Source organism: Dyella thailandensis (assembly GCF_050749815.1).
Taxonomy (GTDB): Bacteria; Pseudomonadota; Gammaproteobacteria; order Xanthomonadales; family Rhodanobacteraceae; genus Dyella_A.
Genome location: NZ_CP192735.1, coordinates 1709686 through 1730646, shown reverse-complemented (window position 1 = coordinate 1730646; position 20961 = coordinate 1709686). Strand labels below are relative to the sequence as shown.

The following is a 20961-nucleotide window of genomic DNA, read 5'->3' as shown; positions in this document are numbered from 1 at the left end:
GGGAGCGGAAATCGCAGCGTAGTGCGAGCGCCCGCCAAACGGCTACCGCCGCGCTCCACTGGCGTACGCTGTGCCCACCACGGACATCCGGAGAGCGCCATGAAGCGTCTGCTGTGTCTTGCGATTGTGCTGTGCGGCCTGGGGCTGGCCGGCGCCGTGCGCGCCGCCGATGCGGTGCCGTCCACCTACGATGCCGCCCTGGCCCGGCGGCTGGGTGCCGACGCGCGCGGCATGCGCTCCTACGTGCTGGTCATCCTGCGGACTGGCCCCACACGCGTGCCGGATGGCAAGGCCCGGGATGCCATGTTCGCCGGGCATTTTGCCAACATCCAGCGACTCGCCGACGCCGGCCAGCTGGTGCTGGCCGGGCCGTTCGACGATGCCGGTGGCAACTGGCGCGGGCTGTTCGTGTTCGCGGTCGATTCGATCGATCAGGCGCGCGCTCTGGTCGCGAGCGACCCGGTGATCCGGCAGGGCGAAATGGTGGCCGAGTACCACCGCTGGTACGGCTCGGCCGCGGCGATGATGCTGCCGGAGATCCACCGCACGCTGACGCCACCGGCGCCGACGGGCGGTGCAGAGCCCCGCTGAGTGCCGTGCGGTTGCACATCCACCACGCTTGGCGCTCAATGCGTGCAGGCGCGCCTGCCGTGAGCAGGCCACGCGATGCAGCAGGAGATACGCCATGAAAATGATTACGCTCGTTCTCGCCGGTGCGCTCGCGCTGGCGGCCGGCAAGGCCGGTGCCGATTCGATGTCGCTAAACGGCTTCCGCGACCGCGTGTTGCCAGTGCTTGTGAAGGTGGACGCGCACGGCAAGGTCACCCGCGTCTCCTCGGCGGTGGAACTCACCCCGCGCTTCGATCGTCTGCTGCGCCAGACGCTGGATCAGTGGATCACCGGTCCGGCGATGGATCACGGCAAACCCATGTCCAGCCAGTTCGTGATGAAGCTGGGCATGCAGGCGACGGCGCGGGCGGATGGCGCCTACGACACCGGCTTCGTCTACCTGTCCAGTTCACCGGTGCCTGCGGGCGAGTGGATCTGGCAGCACGAGGACGGCCATCGTCTCGCCCTGGTGCGGGCTGACGGCGTGTATCCGCGCAACCTGCGCTATCGGCACCGCCCGATGCCGGTGTGGCGCCAGCCCTGGTTCGACGATCGGCGGATGCCTCAGCCGGCATCGTCGGCACCTTCCCAGACGCCTGCACCGACGAGCCGTCCGGGCCGCTGATCGCCCCGTTCAATCCCGATCCGGCGCGCCCAGCGGAAAGTAGTGCCGATAAGGGCGCGCCTCATCCACGGCGCGAGCAAACGATGGCCGCGCCAGCAGACGCTGGCGATAGGCGTGCACGTTGGCGAAGGTCGCCGCGATCGGGTGCGTCCAGTCCGCATAGAACAGGAACGGCGCCGCGCCGCAGTCGGCCAGGCTGAAGCGCTCGCCGACCGCCCAGGTACGACCGGCCATGCGTTGATCCAGCCAGGCGTAGGCGGTGTCGAGCATGGCGCGGGCCTCGGTGACGCCGTAAGGGTCGCGCTGGTCCTCGGGTCGGATGCTGTCGAACACCACCTTCTGTTGCGGCGTGGAAATGTAGTTGTCGAAGAAGCGATCGAGCATGCGCACCTCCAGTGCGTCGTCGGCATTGTCCGGCAGCAGGCGGCTCTGGCCGGGGTACTGCCGGTCCAGATGCTCGATGATGCAGGTGGCTTCCAGGATCGCCCGCTCGCCGTCGACCAGCACCGGAAAGCGCTTGATCGGCCAGCGCTCGGCCAGTTCGGCCTGCGCCTGCGGGTCTTCCAGCATGCACAGCTCGAACGGCGTGCCGTTCTCGTAGAGCGCTACCAGCACCTTCTGGCAGTAGGACGAGAACGGGTGGGCATAGAGCTGGGGCAGGGCAGGCATCGGCGCGTTTCTCCTGGAGGGTTTCGTTGACGACGAGCGACGCCGCGGCGGATCGACAAGTACCGGCGCATGCATCCTCCGTCGTGACAGAATTCCCGGGGCGGCGCGCCCCGCGGGCGCCATCCGGCCGCCACGAATGGACGCCATACTGTTGCCACATCCAGGGAGAGGTTTCTTATGTCACGTCTGTCGATTGCGCGGCGTCCCGGCTCGCCCAGGCGCCTGCTCGCGCCGCTGCTGTGCGTTCTGCTGGCCGCGTGCGGCGGCAGTCACGAGGGTGACAAGCCGGCGCTGCAGGGCGCACCGGCTGGCTCATCCACCTCCGCCCAGGCCGGCGACAAGGCCGGCTTCATGCTGATGTCCGGCAGCTCTTCGGTGCGCAACGATCGCACCCAGCTTGAGCTGGTGTTCAACGCTAAGCTGGCCTCGGCGCAAGCTTTCGACGACGTGCTCGCGGTCACCGGCCCCTCCGGCGAGCCGGTGAGCGGCAGCTGGGGCCTGAGCGATGACGGCACCACGCTGAGCTTCCCCTACGTGGCCCCCGACACGCGCTACGCGGTGGCGATCAAGCCCGGCCTGCTGGCGGCGGACGGGCGCACGCTCGGCCACGCGGTGAAGCGCGACATCTACTCCGGCAACCTGCCCGGCGCGGTGGGCTTCGCCTCGCACGGCAGCGTGCTGCCGGCGCGCGGCACGCGCGGCCTGCCGCTGGTGTCGGTGAACGTGCACGACGCCGATGTGGAGTTTTTCCGCGTGCACGAGGACGCGCTGTCGGACCTGTTCTGCTCCTACCCGCGCAACGGTCATCGCGACAGCTACGAGCTGGACCACGACCCGTACACCTACGACGCCTGCGGCCCGAACGGCAGCCGCAGCAAGCGCGCGCTCACCGACATGGCCGACTCGGTCTATGCCAACCACTATGCGCTCAAGGGCGGGCCGAACGAGCGCACTGTGACCTACCTGCCGGTACAGAACATCCGCGAGCTGGCCGAACCCGGCGTGTACATGGCCGTGGTCAAGGCCGCTGGCACGTTCAAGGGCGGCTACGACACCGCGACCTTCTTCGTGAGTGATCTCGGCCTGCACCTGCGCGTGTACCGCGACAACGTGCTGCTGCACGTGGCCTCGCTGCGCGACGGCACGCCAGTGGGTGGGGTCGCCGTGGAGATCCGCGACGAGGCCGGCAACCCCACGCTCAAGGCCACCACCGACGACGCCGGCAACGCGCTGATCGCCTACAAGGTGCGCGATTCGGACGTGCTGGTGGCACGCCACGGCAAGGACATCTCGGTGCTGCCGTTCAACCGGCCGGCGTTGGACGTGTCCAACTTCGACATCACCGGGCGCAAGCAGGCGCCGTTCGAGGTGTACGCGTGGTCCGGCCGTGACCTGTATCGGCCGGGCGAGACGCTGCGCGCCTCGGCGCTGCTGCGCGATGCCGACGGTCAGCCGATGAAGGCCCAGTCGCTGTTCGTGCGCGTGCGCCAGCCGGATGGCCGCACGCTGCAGGACACCCGGCTGGAGCCTAAACAGCTCAACTATTTCGAACTCAGCGAGGCGATTCCGGCCGATGCGCCCACCGGCTTGTGGCAGCTGGAGTTCCGCCTCGATCCGGCCAGCAAGGAGTCGGTGCAGGCGTTTCCCTTCCATGTGGAGGAGTTCCTGCCCGAGCGGCTGAAGGTGACCCTGGACAGCCCGCAGCAGCGGCTGGCGCCGAGCGAGCCGCTGCAACTGAAGGTGGCGTCGAGCTACCTCTACGGTGCACCGGCGGACGGCAACCGCTTCACCGCCAAGCTGCTGGTGGCGCCGGAGGTGCATCCGGTGGACGCCATGAAGGACACCTTCTTCGGTGACCCTACGGTCGACCTGCCCAAGTCCGCCGACGATGTGATCGACGCCAAGCTCGACGCGCAGGGCCAACTCGCCCAGGACGTGCCGCTGCCCGACGACGTCAAGCCGGTGGCTCCGCTGGCCGTGACGCTGTCCGGCAGCGTGTATGAGAGCGGCGGCCGCGCGGTGACCCGCCTGCTCAAGCGCACTTACTGGCCGTCCGACGCGCTGGTCGGCGTGCGGCCCGAGTTCGATCCCAAGCAGGGCGCGGAGAGCGAAAGCCCGGTCGGCTTCGAGATCGTGCGGGTGGGCGCCGACGGCAAGCGCGTCGCCGGCAGCCATCTCAAGGTGCGCCTGCAGCGCGAGCTGCGCGATTTCTACTGGCTGTACGAGCGCGACGGCGGCTGGAAATCCGACGCCAACCAGCGCCTGCAGCTGATCGATGAGAAGGACGTCGACGTCAGCGCCAGCACCAACACGCGCGTGGAGTTTCCGGTGGAGTGGGGCAGCTACCGCGTCGAGGTGTACGACCCCGCCACCAAGCTCACCACCGTGTTCCCGTTCTTCGCCGGCTACAGCTGGGACGACGAGAACCTCGGCAAGGAAGCGCGCCCGGACAAGGTGAAGCTGGCGCTGGACAAGGCGCGCTACCGCGCCGGTGACACCATGAAGGTCACCGTCACCCCGCCGCACGACGGCCCCGGCGTGCTGCTGGTCGAGTCTGACCATCTGCTTTACACGAAGAATATCGACGCCAAGGCCGGCGCCACGTTCTCGATTCCCGTCACCAAGGACTGGGAGCGTCACGACGTGTACGTGGTGGCGTTGGTGTTCCGCGGCGGCGAAGCGGTGGAGCACACCACGCCGGCGCGTGCGATGGGCGTGGAATACGTGGCGATGGATCGCAGCGACCGGCGCATCCCGCTCACCCTCAAGGCGCCCGCGCTGATGCGGCCGGGCAATCCGCTGGACGTCACCGTGCAGGCGACCGGGCTGGCGGGCAAGCAGGCCTACGTGACTGTGTCGGCGGTGGATCAGGGCGTGATCAACATCACCGACTACGCGGTGCCCGATGCGTGGTCGTGGATGTTCGCCAAGCGAGCGCTCGCCACCGAGGCCTACGACCTCTACAGCCGCCTCATCGAGGCGATGGACGGCGATACAGCTCGCCTGCGCTACGGCGGCGACATGAGCGGCGACGCGCTGCCCAAGGCCGCGCGGATCAACCCGAAGGTGCAGATCGTCGACCTGTTCGCCGGCCCGGTCGCCTTCGATGCGCAGGGCAACGCGCAGGTGCACCTGGATGTTCCGGACTTCAACGGCAGCCTGCGCGTGAGCGCGCTGGCCTATACCGACAGCCGCTTCGGCAATGCCGACGGCGCGGTCACCGTGCGTGCGCCGCTGGTGGTGGAGCCGAGCACGCCGCGGGTGATGGCCGGTGGCGACAAGGCGGTGATCAGCCTGGATCTGAAGAACCTGTCCGGCAAGGACGGCACGGCCAAGGTGCGCGTCACCGGCACCGGTCCGATCCGCATCGAGCACGGCGAACAGACGCTTGCGCTCAAGGACGGCGCCGGCACCACGCTGACCTTGCCGGTGACCGCCGGCGCCGGGGCCGCGGTGGCGGGCGTGGACATCCATGCCCAGCTCAACGATTACCAGGTCGACCGCCACTTCGAGTTCGCCGTGCGCCCGGCCTGGCCGGAGGTGCTGCGCAACCAGCCGCTGGCGCTGGAGGCGGGCAAGGCGCTAAGCATTGGCAGCGAGCTGCTGGCTGGGCTGATCCCCGACACCGTGCGGGCGCGCCTGAGCATGAGCACGCTGCCGCCGTTGCCCTACGGCGCGGCGTTGCGCGACATGCTGCGCTATCCCTACGGCTGCATCGAGCAGACCACCAGCAAGGGTTACGCCGCGCTGATCATGGACACCGCCACGGCCAAGGCGCTGGGCGTGACGCAGATGGATGACGCCGTGCGCAAGGCCGCCGTGGACAGCGCGATGGATCGCATCGCCTCGTTCCAGGCCAGCAACGGCCACTTCAGTTTCTGGGGCGGCACCAGCCCCATCGTCACCTTCACTACCCCGTATGTGGTCGACTTCCTGCTCGACGCGCGCGACGCCGGCTTCGCCGTGCCGCAGGACGTGCTGCAGAAGGCGCTGCAGCGCCTGAGCGACGACCTGCTGGCCGGCGGCCATCCCTACTACGGCTACGAACAGCACGACCACATGCGCCTGGCCGACGAGGCGTACTCCGGCTTCGTGCTCGCCCGCGTCAACCGCGCGCCGCTGGGCACGCTGCGAGCGATCTTCGACAACGAGCGCAGCAAGCTGGTGGCGCCGCTGCCGCTGGTGCATCTGGGCGTGGCGTTCAAGCTGATGGGCGACAACGAACGCGCGCAGAAGGCGATCGCCGAAGCCTTCGCCTGGACCAAGGAGCGCCCGTGGTACGTGGGCGACTACGGCTCGGACCTGCGCGACCTCGCGCTGATGGTCGCGCTCACCCACACCTACGGACTCAACAAGCCCGAGTACGACGCCAAGCTGATCGACTGGGCGCGCAACGTGGACAGCCACGTGCGCGAGCGCCAGAAGCAGGACGCGCTGTACCGCTGGTCGTGGTCGTACCTCAGCACGCAGGAGCAAGCCGCGATCGCCCGCGTCGCCAAGGCGTTCGGCGCGGCGGAGGCCGCACCGCTCGCCGCCACGCTGAGCGTGGGTGGCAAGGCCGAGACCGCGCCCGATAGTCGCGTGTGGAGTCGCGACCTCACCGCCGCCGAGCTGAAATCCGGCGTCAGCCTGCAGTCCACCGGCAGCGCCACCATCTTCGCCACGCTCGACGTCGCCGGCGTCACCCAGCAGGCGCCGCCCGCCGACGACAGCCAGATCGACGTGCGCCGCAGCTGGTTCACCACCGACGGCAAGCCCTGGGAAGGCGGCACGCTGAAGGAGGGCGACACGCTGATCGCCGAGCTCACCATCGAGGCGCGCATGGACATCCCCGACGCGCTGGTCACCGACCTGCTGCCCGGCGGTCTCGAAGTGGAGAACCTAAACCTCTCCGGCGCCCAGCAGTGGGCCGGCGTGGTCATCGACGGCATCGACATGGACCAGCACGATTCGGCCGCCAACGTGGTGCACGAGGAATATCGCGACGACCGCTACGCCGCCGCACTGAAGCTCGAGCGCGGCGACGCGGCCCACGTGTTCTACCTCGTGCGCGCCGTGACGCCGGGCACCTACGCCGTGCCGCCGCCGCTGGTGGAGGACATGTACCGCCCGGCGCTGCGTGGCATCGGCAAGGCCGAGCCGGTGCAGGTCAAGGTGGTGGAGCCGTGAGACCAGCGCGCTCGGTAGCCGCCGGGTTGACCGTTGCCGCAGGTTTCCTTGCTGCGAACATGGCATCGGCAGCAGTTGCGGAAGCGGCCACCCACGGCCGTACGATCCACGCCGAGGACGGCGTGGATTATCGAGCTCCGGGCTCGGGCCCCATGCGATTCGTGGGGCTCGGGCGGTATGGTGCCGGCCGGTTCGAGGGGCTCCTGGAGATTTCCGGCATCTGGCATTACGGCTATCAGACGGACGATCCCGAGGACGACTCCGACTATGGCGTGCCGGTGCTCTACTTGGTGCCTGATTCTTCCGCTGCGGAGAGGTTGCCGTACTGGTTGCAGCGGGGACACGTTCGCTCCCTTCGCTTTGCCAATGAGGCGATGGCGACCAACGCACTGGTTCCTCTGCCGACTCGCAACGCGCTTGCGGCAGGGCATATCCGATCAGCCAGCGGACGCGCGGTAGTGCGTGTCGCCGGATATCGCATCTCCATCGAATGCGATGCCCCGACCTACTGGACCACATTCGTCGCATTGAGGGACTCGGCGTCGTTCGCAACGAGCGGAAGCTACGTCGAGCGTCCCTGGTGCTGAGGTGGCGAGAGCGCCTGAAGTACTCAGGATGACCGTCGCATGGTGGGCCAATTGGCGGTACTGGTTTCGCAGGCTCGCGGCGAGCCTGGTCATGCTGTTGCTGGTTGCGCTGTTCCTGGACCGCCTCTTTCCTCTCCACCTGCCGCCCCCTGACGGCGGCAGCACCGTGGTGCTGGCGCGCGACGGCACGCCGCTTCGCGCTTTTGCCGACAGCGACGGCGTGTGGCGTTATCCGGCCTCGGTGGACACCGTCTCACCGCTCTATCTCAAAGCGCTGCTGGGCTACGAGGACCGCTGGTTCTACCGCCACCCTGGCGTGAATCCGTACGCGCTGGCGCGCGGCATGGCCGGTGGCCTGTTGCACGGGCGCATCGTTTCCGGTGGCTCCACGCTCACCATGCAGGTGGCGCGCATCATCGATCCGATTCCGCACACGGTGGGCGGCAAGGTGATCCAGATCCTGCGCGCGCTGCAGCTGGAAGTGCATCTCAACAAGCGGCAGATCCTCGATCTTTATCTCAACCACGCACCGTTCGGCGGCCCCATCGAAGGCGTCGAAGCGGCCTCGTGGGCGTACCTGGGCAAGCCGGCGAAGAACCTCTCGCGGGCGGAAGCGGCGCTGCTGGCGGTGCTGCCGCAGGCACCGAGCCGGCTGCGGCCGGATCGTCACCCCGAGGCGGCGCGCGCTGCCCGCGACAAGGTGCTGGCTCGCCTGCGCGACGAGGGCATCTGGACGGCCAAGCAGGTGCGCGATGCGCGGATCGAGCCGGTGGTGGCCCGTTCGCTGCACGCACCGCTGTCGGCCGCGCTGCTGGCCGAGCGGCTGCATCGCGAGCAGCCGGCGGCACGGCGTATCACCACCACCATCGACGCCAATCTGCAGCGCGCGGCGGAGGATCGGGTGAGCGGCTACCTCGCGCGCCTGCCGCAGCACACCAGCGCCGCGCTGCTGGTGGTGGACAACGCCAGCCACGAGGCGCGCGTGTATCTGGGCACCAGCGACTTTGCCGACCCGGACCGGCACGGCTACATCGACATGGTGCAGGCGCCGCGCTCGCCCGGGTCCACGCTCAAGCCCTTCCTCTACGGACTGGCGCTGGACGACGGCCTGATCACTTCCGAGAGCCTGCTGGTGGATGCGCCGCAGGATTTCGGCGGCTACCGCCCGGGCAATTTCGACGAGGCGTTCTCCGGCCCGGTCGGCGTGGCCGAGGCGCTGCAGCGATCGCTCAACGTGCCGGCGGTGGACGTGCTCGATCGGGTCGGGCCGAACCGTTTCGTGGCGCGACTCGCCGCCGGTGGGCTGGATCTGGGCCTGCCGGCCGGTGCGCAACCGAATCTGTCGATCATCCTGGGTGGCGCCTCGACGCGGCTGGAGGATCTGGTGGGCGCCTACACCGCGCTTGCCAACCGCGGCGTCGCAGTAGCGCCGCGCTACACGCTGCAGCAGGTGGCGCAGCCGCGCCGCCTGCTGTCGCCCGGAGCGGCGTGGATCATTCGCGACGTGCTGGCGCACAACCCGGCCGATGTGGAGGGTGCACCGCTGGAGGGCGCGGTTAACCGCCACGCGGCGGTGGCTTGGAAGACCGGCACCAGCTACGGCTACCGCGACGCATGGGCGGTGGGCGTCACCGACCAGTTCACCATCGGCGTGTGGATCGGCCGCCCGGACGGCACGCCGTCGCCCGGCCAGTACGGCGCGATCACCGCGCTGCCGCTGCTTTTCCAGATCGCCGACATGCTGCCATCGCGCGGCTTGGCCACGCGTTTCGCGCAGCCTGCCAGCGTGCGCTCGGTGGATATCTGCTGGCCGCTGGGCGGGGCGCAAGCAGCCACCGATCCTTCCCTGTGTCGCCAGCACCGCAGCGCCTGGGTGCTGGACGACGCGCTGCCGCCTACTTTCGCCGAGCGCGATCTCGGCGCGTGGTCGGCCGGCCTGGTGACGCTGCGCGTCGATGCGCAGGGCCGACGCCTCAGCGCCACCTGCCACGGCGCGGGCGAGCATGCGGTGCAGCTGGCGCGCTGGCCGGCGCTGGCCACACCGTGGCTGAGCCAGGATGACCGCGCCGCTTCCGCGCTGCCGCCGCTGGCGCCGGGTTGCCCGGCCGACTCGCTGGACAACGCCAGCGCCATCCGCATCGCCGGCCTCACCGACGGTGTGCGCCTGCGCCGCGCGCCCAACAGCAGCCAGCCGCTGCGCGTCACGCTTAAGGCGCTGGGCGCGACGGGCACCGTGCAGTGGCTGCTGGACGGCCGCTTGCAGGGCACCACCGAGGATGCGCACTCCATCGCGCTGGCGCTGGAGCAGCCGGGTGACCACACCATCACGGCGCTCAGCGCACGCGGCGCGTGGAGCTCGCTGCGGGTGAGCGTGGCGGGGCGCTGAGTTCCGCCTGGAGCAGCAGGCGATGGAGGGCGAGTGTGCAGCGCTGATGATTGGCGTGGCTGTGGACTGATCAACGCGCGGAACCATCACCGAACCTTGCCGCATCGACTCCGTCTCCCCGTCGGGGAGAGCCGGATGCTGGCGACGCTGCAGGCCTTGTTGTTGGCTCCTCTCCACCTTCTGGCCAGCCCCTTCCCCTTCAACTCAATCCTCTTCCCGAGGAGAGAGGAGGTATCGCGAGCGCAGGTGTTGAGCCGCACCGCGCGGGACGTTCTGTCTCGTTAGCGTCGACCGCACGCGCCCCTATGATGGCGACTGCTCCCTCACGCACGGGTCCATCGATGTTCGCCGAGTATTCGCGTTACGACGCCACCGGACTGGCTGCCCTAATCGCTCGCGGCGAGGTGAGCGCAAGCGAGGTGCTGGAAGCCGCACTGGCCCGCGCGGCGCAGGTGAACCCCGCGCTCGCCACGATCTACCTGCCGATGGAGGCGATTGCCCGCGCGCGCGCCGCCGGCCCGCTGACGGGTCCGTTCGCCGGCGTGCCGTTCCTGCTCAAGGACATGGGACAGGACTATGCCGGCGTGCCCAGCCCGTCCGGCAGCCGCGCGCTGCGTGGTTGGGTGCCTGACCGCCATGCCGACATCGTGCAGCGCTTTCTCGATGCGGGATTGGTGGTGTGCGGCAAGACCGCCTCGCCCGAGTTCGCGCTGAAGGCGGAGACCTCGCCGCAGCTGTGGCCGCAGCCCACGCGCAATCCGTGGGACCTGGCGCGCACGCCGGGCGGTTCGTCCGGCGGTGCGGCGGCCGCCGTGGCCGCGGGCATCGTGCCCGTGGCGGGCGCGTCCGACGGCGGCGGCTCGATCCGCATCCCGGCCGCGTACTGCGGCCTGTTCGGGCTGCGTCCCTCGCGCGGACGCGTGCCCTGCGGTCCGGCCGACGGCGAGCATTGGGAAGGCGCGTCCAGCCAGCACGTAATCAGCCGCAGCGTGCGCGATTCCGCACGCCTGCTCGACGCCATCGCCGGGCCCGGACACGGCGCGCCCTTCGTCATCGCGCCGCCGGCGCAGGCCTACGCCGAGGCGATCGCGCGGTCGCCGCGGCGCCTGCGCATCGGCTTCAGCACGCGTTCGCCGCTGGGTACGCCGGTGCATGCGGAGTGTGTGGCGGCCGTGCAGCGTGCCGCCGCCGTGCTGGCCGATCTCGGCCACGCGGTGGAACCGGCCGAGCCCGCGGTGAACGGCCGCGCGCTGGCCCGCAGTTTCATCACCATGTACTTCGGCCAGGTGGCCGCCAGCATGGCGCGCGCCCGCGCGCTGACTAGCGCTGGCGAGGATGCGTTCGAGCTGGAGACGCGCGTGCTCGGCCTGCTCGGGCGCACCATCAGCGCCGGCGAGTACGTGGCCCGCCACGCGCAGTGGAACGACTACGCGCTGGCGCTGGCCGACTTTCACCGGCAGTACGACCTCTACCTCACGCCCACCACCGCGCAGCCGCCCAATCGCATCGGCGAGATCGACACGCCGCCATTCCAGCGCCTCCTTGCCCGTGCCGTGCTGGCGCTCGGCGCCGGCCGCCTGCTGCTGGCCACCGGCATGGTCGACGAGCTGGTGGAGACCAGCCTCGCGCGCGTGCCGTTCACCCAGCTGTCCAACCTCACCGGCACGCCGAGCATGTCGGTGCCGCTGCACTGGGCGGCGGCGGAGCAGGGCGGGCCGGTGCTGCCGTTCGGCGTGCAGTTCGTGGCGCCGTTCGGCGACGAGGCGACCCTGCTGCAACTGGCCGCCGAACTGGAGCAGGCGGCGCCGTGGGGCGAGCGTCGTCCGCCCTGCTCGTGAGATTGCTACCCCATATTCACCAAGCCCTGATCTGGAGTTCGCCATGGCCCACCCCATCCCTGGCCTGATCGGCCGCAGCAGTTCGCATTTCACCCGGGTGACTCGCCTGGTGGCGGCGGAGTTTGATGTGGCCTACCAGTTCCAGCCCGTGTACGACCTCGGTTCCCGCGACAGGCGCGACTATGGCGGCAATCCCGCCATGAAGCTGCCGGTGCTGCGCTTGGGCGATGCATCCGTGTTCGGTACGGAGAACATTGCTAGGGTTCTGGCCGATCGAGCGAAGCGCCCTGTGCGTATGGTGTGGACAGAGCATCTACCGGACCTGGTCGCGCGCAATGCTCAAGAGCTGGTCTGGCATGCGATGGCAGCCCAGGTGCAGTTGGTATTCGGCACGCAAGCGGCGGGGTTGCCGGCCGAGAATCTCTATTTTATGAAGGCCTCAGAGGGGATGGCCCAGGTGCTGGAATGGCTCGACCTTCACCTCGACGAGGTGCTGGCGTCACTGCCTGCACGCGATCTGAGTCTGCTCGAGGTCACGCTGTTCTGCCTGCTCGAGCACCTGGCCTTTCGCCCGACGGTGCCGCTCCTGCCGTATACGTCGCTGACGGCCTATGCCGATCGATTCGGCCAGCGCGCCTCGGCGCGCAACACGGTGTATCACTTCGATCGTCCTCCCGTCTGAGCTGCGACCGCGCGTTCGTGCGTCGGCTGTACGACGTCGATTGCCGCGCGCCCGCAGGCGCACGCCAGAAAGCCGTCGGTAGGACGGCGACAGCCGCTGGGATAATTTGGTGCCAGTGAGCCAAGTGCTTGAAATGGAGGGCCGTCGCGTCGCCCAGATCCGCTGGCCTGCCTCTTGCTTCGGGCGTGCCGGAGCTGGACCCGTCGGGGAAGCAGGGCTGGCCGGCACCGCAGACGCGGCGCCGGTGGGCGGTTGTACCGAACGGTCCGCTGCTCGGGTGATGCCTCGGTTCAACCTTTTTCGACACGGGATGCTCTGTATGACCTCAAATCCACGCCCCTCCGCCTCGTCGCGCGCCCTACCCGACATTTCTGTTTGCCTCGTGTCCTTCATGCGGGGAGCGACCAGGTTCAGGATTGGCTCCGCTTGGGTGATGACGCCATTGGTCTTGGCCTTCGGGGTATTGGTTGCTGCCCCCGCCCACGCCAGCGCCACGACCGGTGGAACCAGCGCGACCAGCGGCGTGTGCTCGCAGAGCACCAGCCAGAATCAGCTGGCGTGCGGCAGCGGCAGCTCTGCCGGGGGGTACGGCAGCACGGCCGACGGATTGAGCGCCAACGCGTCGGGTAACTGGAGCGTGGCGGTCGGCTATGGCAGTCAGTCCGCGGGCAGCAGCGGAACGGCGCTGGGTAGCAGCAGCAGTGCAAGCGGCCCGCTGAGTACCGCGCTGGGCAACTGGAGCCAGGCCAGTGGAAGCAGCAGCACGGCCTCGGGCGCCTACAGTGCGGCGACCGGCGACTTCAGCGTTGCGACCGGACGCGACACCACCGCCATCGGCTTCGGTAGCCAGGCGAGCGGTGGCGCGGCGACCGCCGCGGGCAACGGCGATATCGCCCTAGGCACGCAAGCGACCACGTATAGCGCGACCCCCGCCGGCGGCAATATCGCGATCGGCAGTTCAACAGGCAGCCTGGGCGGCGGCTTTGGCGGGACGTCGACCACCGCCACGGGCGGCAACAGCGTGGCGTTGGGAACGGGCGCACAGTCGGCTTACGCTGGTTCGGTGGCGCTGGGTGCCGGCAGTGTCACCAGTGCCGCCGACCAGGTGAGCGTGGGCTCGGCCGGACAGACCCGGACCATCGCCAATGTGACCGCTGGCACAAATTCGACCGACGCCGTCAACGTGGCCCAACTCGATGCCTCCGTCGCCAGCGCCACTGGCGCGGTGCAGACGGCAGCGACCCAGGCACAGACTGCAGCCACCCAGGCGCAATCGACTGCCGCCTCCGCAATGCAACTGGGCCAGCAAAACGCTGTCCAGATCCAAGCCATGGTGAACGGACAGATGGGCGTGTGCCGGGTGAACCAGGGCGCACTGGAGTGCGCGGTGCAGGGGCAGACGGCCACCCATGCGGCTGGCCAGGGCGCGGTTGCCGTGGGCGGCGGCGCTTCGGCGGACGGCGACGGGGCAATGGCGCAAGGCCAGGGTGCCGTGGCGCGCTTCGCCGGGTCGGTGGCGATCGGCGCCGGTGCCCAGGCGAATGCCGATCCGACCACCGCGCTGGGCAATAACGCCGTGGCCAATGGCAACAATGCCGTGGCTCTGGGCGCCAACGCCGTCGCCAATGGAGAGAACTCGGTCGCTTTGGGCCAGGGCTCGGTGGCCAACGTCGACAATACCGTCAGCGTGGGCAGCGACACGTTGCGGCGCCAGATCACCCATGTCGCGCCCGGTACACGCGGCACGGATGCGGTCAATCTGGATCAGCTCAATCAAGCGAGCAATGGTTTGCTGGTACAGGCTCGTCGCTATGCAGCGCGTGCTGCTGCCCAGGCCATGGCCATGCCGACCGTGGCGATTCCGGCTGGTCGCACCAGTGGCCTAGCGGTGAGCGCAGCCACCTACGCCGGGTATGGGGCGCTGGGGATCGAATATGCCCGCACGATGAGCCAGCACCTGCAATTGCAGCTCGGTACGTCTGTGGCTTCGGGCGGCGACAGTGCCGCGCGCGCGACCGCCGTAGTGAGTTGGTAGGCATAGCGCGCTGGCGCGGCAGGCTTTGCCGAGACAAGGCCTGCCACTGCGCGACCGCCGAAAGCGGACCGCAAGCCGGGATTACTAACCTGCGGTACCGCCCGGCGAGGGCGAACGCGTGGAGTAACCGGTGGGAGAAGGTCGCCGAAAGGACGAAGCGGGCCGCGAGGTGAGCCCCGTGTTTTGGCGGCTGCTCGGGCTGCTGGCTCTCATGCTCTACCCCCTCCTGCATGCCGATCGCCCGTACAACGACGATCTGAAGCGCGCGCTGCTCGGGCGGGCCAGCTGGGATTCCAACGGCCGTCCCTTGGCCACACTGCTGATGCGCGCCCTGCAGTGCTACAACCATGCGATGGTCGACATCGCGCCGCTGCCACAGATCGGCGCTATCGTCGTACTGGCGTGGACGGGCGCACGGCTGGCACGGCGTTTCACCGACGCCTCGCCGTGGCTGGCCGCGCTGCTGGTGTTTCCACTCGGCGCGCAGCCGTTCCTTCTCGAGAACCTCTCTTACCAGTTCGATGCGCTGAGCATGGCGCTGGCGGTGTGGCTGGCGGTGTGGCCTCTGTTGCTGCCGGCCACGCGACGCGGCAGCGGCTGGGGTATTGCCAGCGTGTTCGGCGCGTTGTGCTTGTACCAGCCGGCGATCAACGTGTTCCTGGTGCTGGCGCTGGCCGAGCTGGTGCTCACGCAGGCGACCGATCACGCGGCGAGCGCGGGGCTGCGCACGCTGGGTCGTCGCGCCATGCAGATCGTGGTGGCGATGGTTGTCTACGAGCTGCTGGTGGGCATGCACATCAGCGGCTGGGTGAAGCGGCAGGCGGCACCCATCCGCAGCTGGCGCGAGATTCCGCGCATCGCCGACAACGTGGCCACGTTCTACGGCTTCGTCGGTGGCTCTTTCAATGCGGATTGGTGGGCCGTGTTCGGCACACTGGCGACGCTGCTCGCACTGGGCTGCGTGGCTGTGGGCCTGCGCCACGCGTGCGCGCGTGCCCCGTACCGATCGCGCGGCCAGCAGGTGCTGCTGATGGCGCTGGCCGTGGCCATGCCGGGGTTGGCGATGGTCGCGGCGCTGGGCCCAATGCTGCTGTTGCGCGCGCCGGAGATCCAGCCGCGCGTGCTGGTCGGCCTTGGCGCGTTGCTGGCGTCGGGGCTGCTGGTGTTGCGCGTGGCGTTGCGCACCCTGGCGTGGGGCGATCGGGTGTGCGTCACGGTGGCCAGCATGTTCGCGCTGGGCATGTGGGTGATCGCGAGCGCCTACGGCAACGCGATGACGGATCAGCAGCACTACGAGCAGCACATCGCCGGGCGTCTGGCGGACGATCTGGCGACACTGTCGGCTGCCCAGCCGATACATCGCCTGGTGGTGGCCGGCTCGGCCGGGTTCTCGCCGCTGGCCGCACACGTCGCCGGCGAATTTCCGCTGATGCGCCGCCTGGTGCCAACTTATCTCGATGCCGACGACCGCTTCGCCACCAGCGGCTTGCTGATGTTCTACCTGCCGCAGTGGGTCGATGCACGTCGACCACTGCTCAATCAGCCGCTTCCCGGGGATGCGTTGTTGGCGGCCCATTGCGCAGTTGCGCCTGACCGGATCGCCGCGGGCTATCGCCTGTGCGTGCAAGGCGGGATCGCCTGGGTGCAGTTCCAGCCGGCGGCCCTGCCTTCGGCCGATGAACGCCGGTGAGGGTGATCGGGCCGCAGCAACGCATCTAGCGTGCGGGACCGTTAAAGCACGGTGTCGTTGGCGAAAGCACCTGGCTCAGCGTATCCGCGCCATGCAGCTGCGATAGCGGCTGTCCACGCGTTGGGCAAACCAGGCGGTGGTGAGCTTGCGGGTGATCTTCGGGCTCTCCAGCCGGATCGTCGGCAGCATCGCGCGCGGTAGCGGTCGACCCTGCAGGCGGTCGGCGAGCGCGTAGACGCGGGCATAGGTGGGCGTGTCGGCAAACGCGGCGGTTTCGCCCTTGGCGAGGTCGCGGTGGATCGCCGCTTCGCTCAGGTCCAAGCGTTCGGCCAGGGTGCGCACGGCCAGCTCGGTCTTGCTGCGTGCGCCCCAATCGCCGTAGCTCACCAAGTCGCCATCGCGATCCAGCGGAATACCCGATGCTCGGGTTACCGCCGCCTGGAACGCCGCGTTGCGGCTGGCGTAGAAGCCGGCGTTGTAGTCGGCGAAGCGGTACAGCGGCGTCGGGTAATCGGCGGCGTAACCGAGCAGATGGGCGATGCCGAAATACAGGCCGCCACGCCGGCTGAACACCTCGTGGCGGATCGACCCGTCGACCGGATACGGGTAGTCGTGATCGTGTGCATAGGCTTCGGCGAACGCCACACTCACCTGCATCGGGCCGCCGGTGTGTACCGGGTTGGCCTCGCCGAACAACCGCTTGCCCAGCGGCACCATGCCGATGAAATCCTCATAGGCGCGGCTCAACTCGCGCTCGGTGCGGGCGTCGGCGATGCGGTCGGCGTAGCTACGGCCGTCCGGTCCGTGCAGCGCCAGTGCGCCGCGCACCAGCAACTGGGGGATATGGTGCTCGGCCGCGCGCCGGTCGATCTCGGCGCGCGCGATGCGCCCCAGCCCAGGTACCGCGGGATCCGACTGGAAGTTGGACTCCTGCCCGGCTACCGCGATGGCCGCACAAAGGTTGCTGCCACTGGGCTCGATCTGCTGGGCCGCGAACGCCGCGGTGATGTCGCGCGCCCAGCCGGCACGGTCGTCGGTCTGGGCTGGCAGCACGCGCAGGATGCGTGCCTGCACCTCGGCCGGATCCTGGCCGGGCGATTGCGCCTGCTGGGTGGCGCAACCGGCGATAAACGCCAAGGCGGAAACTAGCCAGAAGCGGTGTCGGCGGCGAGCGAGGCGGCGTGTCGCCACTGAGACGGTCGGGTAATCCATGCATCCTGGCGGTGGAATGGGAGCGCGCCATGATGGGGCATCGACGATGTCGCCAGCTTGAACAGGCTCTGGTTCGCGCGGCTGGCGTGCAGGGTGATAGGCGCGGTGCAATGGGGTCGGGTGCTTCTCCAACCACCTTATGCAGGGCCGCGCCAGCGCGGCCTGCAGGCGCCGCGCTGCCCTCGGGAGATGGTGCATGCTATGCCGCTGGCCAGGTCCGGCAGGTTGGGGGAGAACAGCGTGGAGAAGCACAAGGCCGGCAGCCTGGCCTGCGTGGGCGTGGGGATGATGCTGGGTGCCCACATCACCCCGCGGGCGCGCAGCTGTATCGAGCAGGCGGACGTGGTGTTCGTGCTGGTGGCCGATGCGCTCATGGAGGAGTGGGTGCGGCGGATGAACCCGGATGTGCGGAGCCTGCAACCGTTCTATCGCGAAGGAACATCGCGCATGCGCAGCTACCGGGGCATGGTCGAGGCGATGCTGGTCGAAGTGCGCGCCGGCAAGCGTGTGTGCGGGGCGTTCTACGGCCACCCCGGGGTGTTCGCCTGGGTGCCACATCGCGCCATTACCGAGGCCAGGACAGGAGGCCACGCCGGATGGATGGAGCCAGGCGTATCGGCCGAGGATTGCCTCTATGCCGATCTCGGTATCGATCCTGGCACCGTGGGCTGCCAGCACTACGAAGCGACGCGTTTCATGCTCTACCGGCGGCGCATCGATCCGGCCGCCTGGTTGGTGCTGTGGCAGATCGGCGTGGCCGGCGATCGCTCCTTGGCGCGGCGGACCACGGATGAGGCGCACCGGGAGGTGCTCGTCGATCGGTTGAGGAAGGATTACCCGCCAGAACACGAAGTCATCTTGTACCGGGCGGCCACGCTTCCCACCCAGCAACCCCTGGTTCGCCGCATACCGTTGTCGCGGCTGCCTCAAGCGGAGGTTGATCCATTGGATACGCTGGTTCTCCCACCTGCTGAGACGGCCGTGCCGGATCCGGGGGTAGCAGAGCGCCTTGCCGCATTGGTGGTAAAAGACACCCCATAAGGGGGGCGCGACGCGGGGTGCAAAAGCGCTAAACGGGGCCGGAGTCGGCGCTATGCTTGGAAGGACGCTTCAGAATGGGTGCGCATGGCGCGTGACCCGATGCCCGGCGTCGAAGGGGGAGTAATGGAAGATATCGTCGAATCACTGGAACGGCTGGGCGCAAACGCGCCGTGGGGGACGGTCAAGGGTGACAGCCCGGACGAAGCCGACGCGCTTCTCCGAGCGGGGATCCCGGCTGAGCTGAGCGCCCACGTTGGCCAGCCGCTCAACGGGATGGTTTTCCCGGCGGAGGAAGAGGAACAGGAAGAAGAAGGCGGCGAGGACGAGCAGTCACCGCCAGCGGCGCCTTCGGAATAGTCGCGTTCGTGGTTCACAGGGAGATGTCAGCATGACGCGGAAAGCGGTCACCGTTTCAGGGTGGCTGGTGGCCGCCGTGCTCTTTTGTGCCGTTGCGACGCATGCCTCGGCTCAGGTGGGATTCGACCCGGCGGCCGAAGCACTGTTCGCTCGGGCTGAGGCCATCAAGGTCGCGGACAATGCCGGCTTCAAGCAGTTGCTTGTCGACCTGTCCGCGCGCCGTGATGGCCTCAGCGAGACCCAGCGCTGGCACTTGGCCTACCTGCAGGGATGGCAGGACGTCTATCAAGGGCGGTATGAGGCAAGCATCACCGAGCTCAGGAGGGTGCTTGATGGTTCCACGGATCGCACCCTGCGCTTTCGCACTCGCGCCACGCTGATTAATCCCCTGGCAGCGACCCATCAGTACGAGCCCGCGTACCGCGAACTCGACCGGCTGCTCAAGGATTTGCCGTCGATCGAGGATCCTGTGGTCCGCTTCCAGGGTATCGGGGAAGCCACCCAATTGTTGGTGGCAGCGGGCCAGGCGGACCTGGCAACGCAATACGCCCGGCTGGGGGTGGCGCTGGAACCGCAAGGCATCAGCACGTGCCAGGCCACCTATCTGCTGGTCATGGCCATGTCCTCGGCGCGCACGCTGCCTCCGGAGGATCCCGCTTACGAACAGGGAATCGATGCTTGTGTGGCGACAGGCAATCTGTTCTGGGCGGACGCGATTCGCCTCATCCGTGCGCAGACGCTCATCCGGCAGGGACAGATCAGGCCAGCGCTGACCATCCTCCAGCGATTCCAGTCAGAGGTAGCGCGTTCTGGCTACGGTGCCTTGATCCATGACTGGGCCGCCACGTGGGCCGACGCCCTGTACCGCAGTGGCGACCTTGATGGCGCGTACCGCCATGCGAGGCAGTCGGTGCCCGATCAGCTGCCGGTCGCACCGACACCTCTGCTGGCTCGCGCCTATCAGGTGCTGTACGAAGTGGCCAAGCGACGAGGCAACGCAGCCGAGGCGCTGGACTGGCACGAGCGCTTTGTGGAAGCCGACAAACATACGCTCGACGCGGCCAGCGCCTCATCACTGGCGTACCAGCGTGTGAAGCAGGAGGTTGACGACAAGCTGAGGCAACTGCAGCAGGCGGAGGACAGCAACCGCATCCTACAACTGCGGCAGGCGCTGGACCGCAAGGCGGTGCAGGCCAGTCGCCTGTCGATCGTGCTGCTGCTGACGGTGCTCGCATCGGTGGTGTTCTGGCTGATCCGCCTCAAGCGTTCGCAGAAGCGCTTCATGCGACTGGCGCGTCACGATGGCCTTACCGGCATCTTCAATCGCCAGCACTTCGTGGAGCAGGCCGAGCGGATGCTGGCGGCGGCGCAGCGCGACGGGCAGCACGTTTGCCTGCTGTTGATGGACCTGGATCACTTCAAGTTGATCAACGATGCCCATGGGCATGCCTTTGGCGACCTGGTGCTCAAGCGCGCAGTGGCCGTGTGCCACGATCACCTGCGCAAGAGCGACATCTTCGGTCGCCTCGGTGGCGAGGAGTTCGGCATCCTGTTGCCGGGCTGCATGCTGGCCAGCGTTGCCGAGCGTGCCGAGGCCATTCGCGTCACCATCGCGGAAACGTCGGATGACGAAGACACGCGTGGCGTGGTGATCTCGGCCAGTCTCGGCGTGGCCTCCACCGAGCATGCCGGCTACGACCTGCAGCAGCTGATGGCCGACGCAGACAATGCGCTGTATCGCGCTAAGCGGGGCGGGCGCAACCGCGTCGTCCTCGACGACGTGCCGCAGGGCGAGGCCGCCTCGCTCTGATCGATCGCGTTCCACCGGTCGCGCGCGGATGCGACCGTAAGCATGCTTTGAGCTGCCGACGACGACCAGGCCAGGTGCACCAGCAACCGCGCCGCTCGCAATCCGCCGTCGTCTGTTTCATCCTTCAGTGAGCGTGTCGATCATCGTGCAGGGGGAGCGCGTCGATGTCGGCTCGCCGCAAGGTGGGGAGGGCGGGGCAGCATGGATTCGATCGATGACTTCGCTCATGCGTGCGGTGGCCGCTCCGCGCG

The 20961-nt window shown here is 68.5% G+C and carries 14 protein-coding genes; 12 read left to right on the top strand and 2 right to left on the bottom strand.

All coding sequences use genetic code 11. The annotated features are described in order from the left end of the window. Nucleotides 1–99: 99 nt before the first annotated feature. Nucleotides 100–591: a YciI family protein gene (locus ACQVBX_RS08030; protein WP_431637736.1), complete on the top strand. Its 492-nt coding sequence runs from the start codon at nt 100–102 to the stop codon at nt 589–591. Nucleotides 592–685: 94 nt separating this feature from the next. Beyond that, the gene (locus tag ACQVBX_RS08025; protein WP_431637734.1) at nt 686–1234 is read left to right on the top strand and encodes a hypothetical protein; all 549 of its coding nucleotides are present in this window, start codon (nt 686–688) and stop codon (nt 1232–1234) included. 9 nt (nt 1235–1243) lie between these two features. Here the strand turns inward: ACQVBX_RS08025 and ACQVBX_RS08020 are convergent, their stop codons facing one another. Beyond that, nucleotides 1244–1903 (bottom strand): glutathione S-transferase family protein, encoded by a 660-nt coding sequence (locus ACQVBX_RS08020; protein WP_431637732.1) that lies wholly within the window; start codon nt 1901–1903, stop codon nt 1244–1246. Nucleotides 1904–2080: 177 nt separating this feature from the next. On the opposite strand from ACQVBX_RS08020, the gene ACQVBX_RS08015 reads away from it, so the two are divergent. The 7 genes from ACQVBX_RS08015 to ACQVBX_RS07985 all read left to right on the top strand — a co-directional run bounded on the left by ACQVBX_RS08015 (nt 2081) and on the right by ACQVBX_RS07985 (nt 16290). Further along, nucleotides 2081–7072, top strand: a complete 4992-nt coding sequence (locus ACQVBX_RS08015; protein WP_431637730.1) for an alpha-2-macroglobulin family protein — start codon at nt 2081–2083, stop codon at nt 7070–7072. Nucleotides 7073–7098: 26 nt separating this feature from the next. After that, nucleotides 7099–7659 carry a hypothetical protein gene (locus ACQVBX_RS08010; RefSeq protein ID WP_431637728.1) on the top strand — a complete coding sequence of 187 codons (561 nt, stop codon included), beginning with the start codon at nt 7099–7101 and terminating at the stop codon, nt 7657–7659. A gap of 28 nt (nt 7660–7687) precedes the next feature. Then, a complete protein-coding gene (gene pbpC, locus ACQVBX_RS08005; protein WP_431637727.1) occupies nt 7688–10045 on the top strand; it encodes a penicillin-binding protein 1C in 2358 nt (785 codons plus the stop codon). A gap of 341 nt (nt 10046–10386) precedes the next feature. Next, nucleotides 10387–11883, top strand: a complete 1497-nt coding sequence (locus ACQVBX_RS08000) for an amidase (protein ID WP_431637726.1) — start codon at nt 10387–10389, stop codon at nt 11881–11883. Between the two features lie 43 nt (nt 11884–11926). Beyond that, entirely contained in the window at nt 11927–12565 is a 639-nt protein-coding gene (locus ACQVBX_RS07995) for a glutathione S-transferase N-terminal domain-containing protein (protein ID WP_431637724.1), read from the top strand. Nucleotides 12566–12998: 433 nt separating this feature from the next. Continuing rightward, nucleotides 12999–14600, top strand: coding sequence for a YadA family autotransporter adhesin (locus ACQVBX_RS07990; protein WP_431637722.1), 1602 nt, complete (start codon nt 12999–13001; stop codon nt 14598–14600). Between the two features lie 211 nt (nt 14601–14811). After that, on the top strand, nt 14812–16290 hold the full coding sequence (locus ACQVBX_RS07985) for a glucosyltransferase domain-containing protein (RefSeq protein WP_431637720.1): 1479 nt from the start codon (nt 14812–14814) through the stop codon (nt 16288–16290). A gap of 75 nt (nt 16291–16365) precedes the next feature. On the opposite strand, the gene ACQVBX_RS07980 is transcribed toward ACQVBX_RS07985, so the two are convergent. Continuing rightward, nucleotides 16366–17502, bottom strand: coding sequence for a DUF1615 domain-containing protein (locus tag ACQVBX_RS07980; protein ID WP_431637718.1), 1137 nt, complete (start codon nt 17500–17502; stop codon nt 16366–16368). A 240-nt stretch (nt 17503–17742) separates the two neighbouring features. Here ACQVBX_RS07980 and ACQVBX_RS07975 point away from each other — a divergent pair, with 240 nt between their 5' ends. The 3 genes from ACQVBX_RS07975 (at nt 17743) to ACQVBX_RS07965 (ending at nt 20710) form a co-directional block, all read left to right on the top strand. Continuing rightward, nucleotides 17743–18543 carry an SAM-dependent methyltransferase gene (locus ACQVBX_RS07975; protein ID WP_431637716.1) on the top strand — a complete coding sequence of 267 codons (801 nt, stop codon included), beginning with the start codon at nt 17743–17745 and terminating at the stop codon, nt 18541–18543. 123 nt (nt 18544–18666) lie between these two features. Then, complete coding sequence (locus ACQVBX_RS07970) at nt 18667–18900, top strand: hypothetical protein (protein WP_431637715.1); 234 nt, start codon at nt 18667–18669, stop codon at nt 18898–18900. Nucleotides 18901–18931: 31 nt separating this feature from the next. Beyond that, nucleotides 18932–20710 carry a GGDEF domain-containing protein gene (locus ACQVBX_RS07965; RefSeq protein WP_431637713.1) on the top strand — a complete coding sequence of 593 codons (1779 nt, stop codon included), beginning with the start codon at nt 18932–18934 and terminating at the stop codon, nt 20708–20710. Nucleotides 20711–20961: the final 251 nt, after the last annotated feature.

Bases quoted from the DNA above. Each gene is read 5' to 3' on its own strand.
- ACQVBX_RS08025 (WP_431637734.1), top strand. From the start codon at position 686: ATGAAAATGATTACGCTCGTTCTCGCCGGTGCGCTCGCGCTGGCGGCC.
- ACQVBX_RS07965 (WP_431637713.1), top strand. From the start codon at position 18,932: ATGACGCGGAAAGCGGTCACCGTTTCAGGGTGGCTGGTGGCCGCCGTG.
- ACQVBX_RS07970 (WP_431637715.1), top strand. From the start codon at position 18,667: ATGGAAGATATCGTCGAATCACTGGAACGGCTGGGCGCAAACGCGCCG.
- pbpC (WP_431637727.1), top strand. From the start codon at position 7,688: ATGACCGTCGCATGGTGGGCCAATTGGCGGTACTGGTTTCGCAGGCTC.
- ACQVBX_RS08020 (WP_431637732.1), bottom strand. From the start codon at position 1,903: ATGCCTGCCCTGCCCCAGCTCTATGCCCACCCGTTCTCGTCCTACTGC.
- ACQVBX_RS08030 (WP_431637736.1), top strand. From the start codon at position 100: ATGAAGCGTCTGCTGTGTCTTGCGATTGTGCTGTGCGGCCTGGGGCTG.
- ACQVBX_RS08000 (WP_431637726.1), top strand. From the start codon at position 10,387: ATGTTCGCCGAGTATTCGCGTTACGACGCCACCGGACTGGCTGCCCTA.
- ACQVBX_RS07980 (WP_431637718.1), bottom strand. From the start codon at position 17,502: ATGGATTACCCGACCGTCTCAGTGGCGACACGCCGCCTCGCTCGCCGC.
- ACQVBX_RS07985 (WP_431637720.1), top strand. From the start codon at position 14,812: ATGCTCTACCCCCTCCTGCATGCCGATCGCCCGTACAACGACGATCTG.
- ACQVBX_RS07995 (WP_431637724.1), top strand. From the start codon at position 11,927: ATGGCCCACCCCATCCCTGGCCTGATCGGCCGCAGCAGTTCGCATTTC.
- ACQVBX_RS08015 (WP_431637730.1), top strand. From the start codon at position 2,081: ATGTCACGTCTGTCGATTGCGCGGCGTCCCGGCTCGCCCAGGCGCCTG.
- ACQVBX_RS07990 (WP_431637722.1), top strand. From the start codon at position 12,999: ATGACGCCATTGGTCTTGGCCTTCGGGGTATTGGTTGCTGCCCCCGCC.